This is a genomic window from Anaeromusa acidaminophila DSM 3853, assembly GCF_000374545.1.
In the GTDB taxonomy this organism is placed as follows: Bacteria; Bacillota; Negativicutes; order Anaeromusales; family Anaeromusaceae; genus Anaeromusa; species Anaeromusa acidaminophila.
In genome coordinates this window covers 1-7,097 of record NZ_KB894623.1, presented here as the reverse complement: position 1 = coordinate 7,097, position 7,097 = coordinate 1, and the positions used below count along the sequence as shown (strand labels likewise).

Here is a 7,097-nt window from a genome sequence, read left to right as displayed (position 1 = left end):
TGTCGACGCCGGGCTATAATTAGCCAGTAGCGCCGGTCGATAATTGATCACTATCGGTCGGGTAGAAATTGACCACCCTCCCCCAATAGGCTACCCTTTGAGTTGTCGAGACATCAAAGGAGGTAGCGCCAATGAAGGAGCGTGGCACTTCTATTATGCTGCAAGAAATGAAAGTTATGCAAGGAAAAAACGTTTCACAAATCGCCCGGGAAACGGGTATGTCGAGAATAACCGTCCGAAAATATCTGGAACAAGGTGAGCAACCGCATCGACTAAAAGGCAAAATACGCGGCTCAAAGCTCGATCCGTTTAAACCGTATATCCAAGAACTGCTTGAGCTTGGAGTCTATAATGCTAGCGTGATTTTTGACCGGATTATTGAACGAGGCTTTGACGGTGGCATCACGATTCTTAAGGATTACCTGGCGCCGTTTCGCCCGCCTTCCGTCAAAATGGAACCAGCCGTCCGGCGTTTTGAAACACCGCCTGGTCGCCAATCGCAAATGGATTGGGGTTTTATGAACTACAAGGCTCGCAACGGTCAAATGCGAAAAGTCGCCTGTTTCGTCATGGTTCTTGGTCACAGTCGAACGCGTTATATTGAGTTTTCGCGCCGCTGCGACAGCGCCAGCTTGTTGCGTTGCATGCTCAATGCTTTTGAGTATTTTGGCGGCGTACCGGAAGTCGTGCTGACCGACAGGATGAAAACGGTGATCATATCCACCGATCACGGCAAACCGATTTGGCATGAACCATTTGAACGGTTCGCAACGGATATGCGATTTATTCCGAAAGTTTGCCGGCCGCGTCGGCCGCAAACCAAAGGCAAGGTCGAACGGCTGGTTCACTACGTCCGGGATAACTTCCTTCCGGGCAGAGCATTTATTGATTTTGGCGATCTGCAACTGCAAGCGGTAGCTTGGTGCGATCAGGCGAATCAAAAGGTTCACGGCACAACCGGCGAACGGCCCGTAGATCTTTTGTCGGCTGAAAAGTTGAGCGCCTTGCCGCCGGAAAACATCTGCAACCCTTATCGCATGGAAAATCGCAAGGTTTCACGCGAAGGCTTCGTCAGTTACAATGGCGCGCTGTATGGCGTCCATTGGAGGAATAGCGGCAAGTGCGTTCAAGTCGCGCTGCAACGCGGCCAGATTATCATTGTCGATGAAGCCGGACAATTGCTCCAAACGCATGCTGTTTGCCACAAATCGCGTAAACATGTTTACGCCACGGGACAATACGATGGGCTTTCCGCACAACAAGGTATCCCGCATGAACCATCCTGTGCCGTGCAAATTCCGCTCGATCAAGTGTATATCCGACCGCTAACCGAGTACGCGCAGTTTGCAGAGGCGACTTGATATGGTGGAATTAGAACACGTTCGCGATAGCCTTGACGCTCTTGGATTGGCGCATTCAGCGCAAGCGCTGGATGCGCATCTGGAACTGGCAGCACATGAGCAGCCAACCTATCTGAGTTTTTTAAACCGACTGCTGGATGCGGAAAACGATGTCCGAAAAGTGCGCAGCGAGGAAACGCGATTAAAGCTATCGCGTCTGCCGCAAAAGAAGAATCTTGGCGAGTTTGATTTCAGCTTTCAACCTGGATTGGATGAACGATTGATTCGCGAACTGGAAACACTGAGTTTTGTGCATCGCCAAGAAAATGTCATTTTGCTAGGGCCGCCGGGAGTTGGCAAAAGCCATCTGGCGATCGGTCTTGCCACGGAAGCGATTCGCAAAGGTCTTTCCGTGTATTTTGTCAGTATGGACCGATTGATTGCTGATCTGCGCCGAGCGGATAACGAAGGGCGGCTGGAACGCCGCTGGAAAGTTTATCAACGTCCGGGACTGTTGCTGATCGATGAAATTGGCTACACGCATCTTGACCGCTATGCCGGGAATCTGTTTTTTCAGTTGGTCTGTTCGCGCTATGAAAAAGGAAGCATTATATTGACCAGCAATAAAGGCTTCGGCGAATGGGGCGAGCTAATGGGCGATGTTCCGCTGGCGACAGCCATCCTTGACCGCCTGTTGCATCACGCGCATGTCATAAACATACGAGGCCAGAGCTATCGTCTCAAGAATCGCAACAAAGCCGGTCTGTCTTTGATTCCTCACCCTCCAAGCGGTGAACTCTTGAAATCCGATGGAGTGGTCAGTTCTTAATCGGTTGCAAGTGGTCATTTTTCACCCGGCGCTGGTGGTCAAAAATAAACCGGCGTTGACAATAAAGCTTTTGGCGTTGAAGGGAAAGAATCGGATGCGCTTAATGATAGCTATTTGGAATTATTTGAGCTTATTGGGAAAGATGCAATGCTCAAGCTGTTTAAGCACTTTCATGGAGACAAAATTGATTGCCCTATGCGCCTTTATCGCCCGGAGTTTATTGCTGATTTAGCGAAGCCTGTGGCAGATAGGCGTGAGCGTGCTAAAATCGCAAGAGCCGGAGGTTATTCAGCTAAGGTGATTGAAGGGATATTGAATAAACGCAGGAAAGAAAACGAGGCTAAATAGGAAAGGATGTTGGGTATGAGTATTCGCTGGGTGCCTGAATGTAAGTGGTGCGGGAAACGGGATATAGTGAAATTGTGTTCAACGAAAAATGATAAGAAGCCCAATGACCCGCCAGAGAATATGAGTGGAGTTTGTAAAGCCTCACCTAATGACAGGCATGTAGCTGTCTGGGTAGAGCATTAGGCATAATTAGTGGTTTGCCTAGAAAGGGACGAGATTAGTAGCATTTTGCGGATTGTAAAAATCCAGCGGATGTCAATAACATCGTTCCTTTTGACATTTTAGAATAGGAAAGTGAAAAAATGAGTCGTTTGGGAAGGGGACGTTTATTATGGCGGAAAAACTAAAAAGAATACCTACGGATCTAGTGCCATACATTCAGATTGAAGCAGAAGCAATAAGGGACGCTAATGATAAGCAGATCATCTCATCGTATTGCCTTAGCAAATTGGAGACAGTTGAATGGTATATTCAATTGTTAGAAGTGGGATCTGAAAAGTATGTAGTGCCGCATAATAAACCATATTTGGAAACGATCAGAAGTCAGCTTCTGGCTTGTCACAAAAAAATTATGAGCGTTAAAATTGCAAATCCGAATGATCGCCTGATTATTGGTGTGAAATATCCCAAAGGATATGAAGGCTAATTTATATGTATAGTTGGCTGATTAGATTAGCCTTAGCAACTTCCTAACACAAGTCGGGGTAATTAGATCAAGGGGCAGAAAAGCCTTTAACTGATGGAGCGTATTATGGAGAAATCCGTGTTTTGGCCAATACTCATTTGGGGCATAGTGGGATTGCTCGAAAGATTTTTGAGTTGGCTTCTTGGATGGTAGCGTTGAAAGATTTATTAGGCGTTTTCCACGGAACGTCGCTTAACAGGAGGCCGAAATGAAATTGATTAATTTGATTAAACCACTTTGCCCACAATGCCCATATACTCTAGGGCAAGTAGAATTTATCGATAATCCTTGCTCAAATTGTAAAGCAAATAACTATAAAATGTATCATATGCTAATGAGAGATAGGTATAGGCTGCAAGGTTCTGTAAAATCGGTGATGATTTTTATGAAAAGTTGATTAGAAGTGAATTTTATGGCAAGTCAAAATTGAAGACGAGGAGGTGAAAATATGTTTTGCAATAAGTGCGGGAATAAACTAAGCGAAGATGCAAGTTTTTGCCACAAATGTGGTGTGAAGGTGAATCTTCAGAAAGACCTGCAAGATATGGGGAAAACTGCAAAACATGATGTTGTAGGACGGCAAACGAATGAGGGTGCATATTGTCCAAAATGTAAGTCTCGAAAATTGCAAGTTCTTATTGAAAGCAAGGTCGAGGGAAAAGGCGGTGGATATGGGACGGGAAAAGGGTGCTTAGGGTGGTTGTTATTTGGTCCGCTAGGTCTCTTGCTCGGCATTTTTGGAAATGGAACTAAAATAACGACAACAAATGAAACATTTTTTATTTGTATGGATTGCAGTAATAAATTCAGAGAGGCAAAAGAGTTAATGGAAGAAAAATCCCGAATAAGTGGATGGTCTTTTATTTCTGCTCCATTTGCTATAGTTTTTGGTATCATTGCGCTATTTTACGGACTGATTTTTCCGGGGCTGATTCTTGTTGCATTAGGTGGGCTTGCTGTATTTGGTGGCTTTAGTGACAAAAAAGCAAGTGAAGAAATACAAAGTAAGAAATATGATGCAGAAGTCTATAAAGAGAAAAAAAGAAAAAGAGTTTAATTTGAAAGGATTGGTGGAGATCATTGAAAAAGCTAGGGTTGTTATTAATGATTGCTGCTTTGCTATTGTGTTCCGCTTGCTCAAACTCTTCAGTGAAGAATGCTGGGGAAGAGTTGAAAGACGGTATAGCCGGTGCTATGGATTCCGACAACAAATATGTTCTTATGGTCAAAAGTGGGTATAGAGAAAATAATCCAGCATTGACCTATGATAAAGCGTTTTCTGCTTTCTTCGCAACGCCCAGGTGGAAATATTTTAAGGGGGACGCAGGGAAAAATATCGTCGAGTTTACAGGGGATTGTACATATCAGGATGTCGCGGTAAAAGCAAGGATACAGTTTGTTGTTGATGAAGCGCAAGGCAGATTTGAAGCTACTTATCTTGCATTCAACGAGGTTCCACAAAATAAGATTGTTCTAACGACTCTGATTGAAAAGGCATTTATGTCTGGTAACAAAGCGGCACAACCGGATAATGCAAGTAAACCTACATCCGATTTAAAATATGATCAAGCAGCCGCCAAGGGCCGCATAATGGACTGGTTAGGTGAACATGAATTTCCTGGCGTTACCAAGATGGCACTAAATCCAGGAACGGCTAGTGGCGATTTACTCACAGTTGATGGAAAAAAATATCACATGTTTACTCTTAGTGGTTTAAAACGTGCAGTTGATATTCTTGTTGATCCTGACACCGGAGGTTTATTCTTCTATGACACAGGGTTAAAACCGCAAGATCTAAATCGATGGTATGTGGAATACAAAAGAAATCACAAATAGATTATAATGAAATAATCGAATATCCTTATTCTTCGCCTATATATTATGGAATTAGTGATATATAGAAGGCGGGGGATTTTATTGACAAAGAATAAAGTAATGGATATGGTGTTGATGGCAGCTTCAGTGCTACTTGCTGTGGTAAAAGCGATTGTCGAGCAAGAAAAACCAAAAGATGGTAACGACTAAATTTGATACTCACCTAAACAAGGGCTTCCATGATGGAAGCCCTTGTTTATCTTCTTGGACAATGATTAAACCGAGAAGTTCTTTACAGTAAGGAAATTATGTGGAAATAAAATATGAAAAGAAAAAGGAGCGATTTACGTATGAAACAGGGCAGAACCATTATCCAATTAGCGCAGGAACTAGAACGCCAGCGACAGGCAAGAAAAGACTTTGTAGCGGACACCCGAAAGCTGGTGGTCAAGACGGAGCAGGGGCAGAGCTTGCTGCAAGTTGTTTTGCCGGAGGGAGCGGAAGAATTCGTGGTCAGCGAACTGATGCACCGGCAATTGGGAGAACGCCTGCAAATTCCGCAAAAGTACTACCAAAAGATGCGCATCGAAGACCCGGAGCTTCTTGATTACAACATCAACCGCTGGTTTACGAAGCAGCCCGCCAATCGCATGGTGCGCACATTAGACGGCAAAGCCAGAGCCTTTTTGTCGGACCGCTACCGGCGGCTTGATAATCTGGAATTGGCGGACGTGGTTTTCCCCTTCATCAAAGACATGAAAGGGGCAGAATTGGTGTCCTGCGAGGTTACGGAAAGCCACATGTTTATCAAGGTTATCAATAAACGCCTGCAGGCTGAGGTAGACGTAGGTGATGCAGTGCAGGCTGGTATGGTGATTTCCAATAGCGAGGTAGGCTTAGGGAGTCTGAAGGTGGAGCCGCTCCTCTTCCGGCTGGTGTGTAAGAACGGCCTGATTGTGAAAGACTATGCCCAAAAGCGTTACCATGTAGGGCGGCAGATTGAAAATGATGACGCAGCCTATGAAATCTTTTCCGATGAAACGCTGGCGCAAGACGACAAAACCTTCTTTATGAAGGTTCAGGACACTCTCAAAACCGTAGTAGATGAAACCTTGTTCCATCTATCGGTAGATAAGCTGCGCCAAGCCAAGCAACTGCCTACAGGCAATAATCCGGTGCAGACGGTGGAAGTACTGGCAGACCGGTATCTGTTGAGCCTGGCATGCCCCCCGAAAATCGAGCCAGATTTTAAGTTAGAAAAAAGTATGCTAGACTAACTTAAAATCTGGCTCGATTTTCGGGGGGCATGCCAGTTGCCGGATGTTGCCATAATAAAGTGCCAGAGGCTAATTTTAGAACCGGAATTGTACATCTTTGAAAGAAAAGACGAAAAAAACTACGATTTGCCATATTGTTATGGGGAATTACGGATTATGGATCAGATTTTTGTTTTTATCATTCCCTTTTGTTTGAAGGATAAAAAGAATTTCAGAAATTTGTGGAAACAGATTCCGTTTTTAGAGTTGCTTGATAAAGTCTATAAAGATTATGAGTTGTGCGATTTTTCGGACACTAACTATAAAAGCATAGAGAGATCGTTTGTGAAAACGTATGAATTATAATGAAGGAAAATGTCTATAAAACCCTATCAAACCTCGTGGGCGTGATGGAATATACCAGATATTCCAAAGCGTTGAAGGTATCCTCAAATACAACCGCATTGTCAAAGAGACAGCCTATAATGAAACCATAAGTTTCGGTGCATTTTGTTGCTCTTGTAATTTGAAGTATTGATAGTTACAATGGATTTAACAAGGTCGAGGATACTATGTCGTGGGGCACAGTCGTTTTTTCTCGAGAGGCCAAAGTGACTTAGCCTGCCCGACATAGACAAAAAGACCTTGCAGAAGCTTTTCGGAGCTTCCTTGCAGGGTCTTTTTTTATCCTCAACCTGCGTAAATACTGGAACGTTCGGCTTTTCAAAAAGACAGTCACCATGGAGTGGCGGGCATACCTGGCAAAGCCAGGGAGAATAAATAAAAATGCCTCTTACAGAAAAAACGACTGTGCCCCACGACAT

General features: G+C 44.3%; 7 protein-coding genes. All 7 read left to right on the top strand.

Features of this window, described 5'->3' with window-relative positions; all coding sequences use genetic code 11:
- The first annotated feature begins 131 nt into the window (after window positions 1-131).
- Window positions 132-1,361 (top strand): IS21 family transposase, encoded by a 1,230-nt coding sequence (gene istA / locus C508_RS0117155; RefSeq protein ID WP_018704764.1) that lies wholly within the window; start codon window positions 132-134, stop codon window positions 1,359-1,361.
- A gap of 1 nt (window position 1,362) precedes the next feature.
- Complete coding sequence (gene istB, locus C508_RS0117150; protein ID WP_018704765.1) at window positions 1,363-2,169, top strand: IS21-like element helper ATPase IstB; 807 nt, start codon at window positions 1,363-1,365, stop codon at window positions 2,167-2,169.
- Between the two features lie 114 nt (window positions 2,170-2,283).
- A complete protein-coding gene (locus C508_RS19175) occupies window positions 2,284-2,517 on the top strand; it encodes a hypothetical protein (RefSeq protein WP_051086827.1) in 234 nt (77 codons plus the stop codon).
- A 331-nt stretch (window positions 2,518-2,848) separates the two neighbouring features.
- Window positions 2,849-3,163 carry a hypothetical protein gene (locus C508_RS0117140; protein WP_018704798.1) on the top strand — a complete coding sequence of 105 codons (315 nt, stop codon included), beginning with the start codon at window positions 2,849-2,851 and terminating at the stop codon, window positions 3,161-3,163.
- 487 nt (window positions 3,164-3,650) lie between these two features.
- A complete protein-coding gene (locus C508_RS19735; protein ID WP_018704796.1) occupies window positions 3,651-4,259 on the top strand; it encodes a zinc ribbon domain-containing protein in 609 nt (202 codons plus the stop codon).
- A gap of 23 nt (window positions 4,260-4,282) precedes the next feature.
- Window positions 4,283-5,038 carry a hypothetical protein gene (locus C508_RS19730; RefSeq protein WP_018704795.1) on the top strand — a complete coding sequence of 252 codons (756 nt, stop codon included), beginning with the start codon at window positions 4,283-4,285 and terminating at the stop codon, window positions 5,036-5,038.
- A gap of 329 nt (window positions 5,039-5,367) precedes the next feature.
- Window positions 5,368-6,294: a DUF932 domain-containing protein gene (locus C508_RS0117115; RefSeq protein WP_018704793.1), complete on the top strand. Its 927-nt coding sequence runs from the start codon at window positions 5,368-5,370 to the stop codon at window positions 6,292-6,294.
- Window positions 6,295-7,097 lie beyond the last annotated feature (803 nt).

Bases quoted from the DNA above. Each gene is read 5' to 3' on its own strand.
- C508_RS0117140 (WP_018704798.1), top strand. From the start codon at position 2,849: ATGGCGGAAAAACTAAAAAGAATACCTACGGATCTAGTGCCATACATT.
- C508_RS19735 (WP_018704796.1), top strand. From the start codon at position 3,651: ATGTTTTGCAATAAGTGCGGGAATAAACTAAGCGAAGATGCAAGTTTT.
- C508_RS0117115 (WP_018704793.1), top strand. From the start codon at position 5,368: ATGAAACAGGGCAGAACCATTATCCAATTAGCGCAGGAACTAGAACGC.
- istB (WP_018704765.1), top strand. From the start codon at position 1,363: ATGGTGGAATTAGAACACGTTCGCGATAGCCTTGACGCTCTTGGATTG.
- istA (WP_018704764.1), top strand. From the start codon at position 132: ATGAAGGAGCGTGGCACTTCTATTATGCTGCAAGAAATGAAAGTTATG.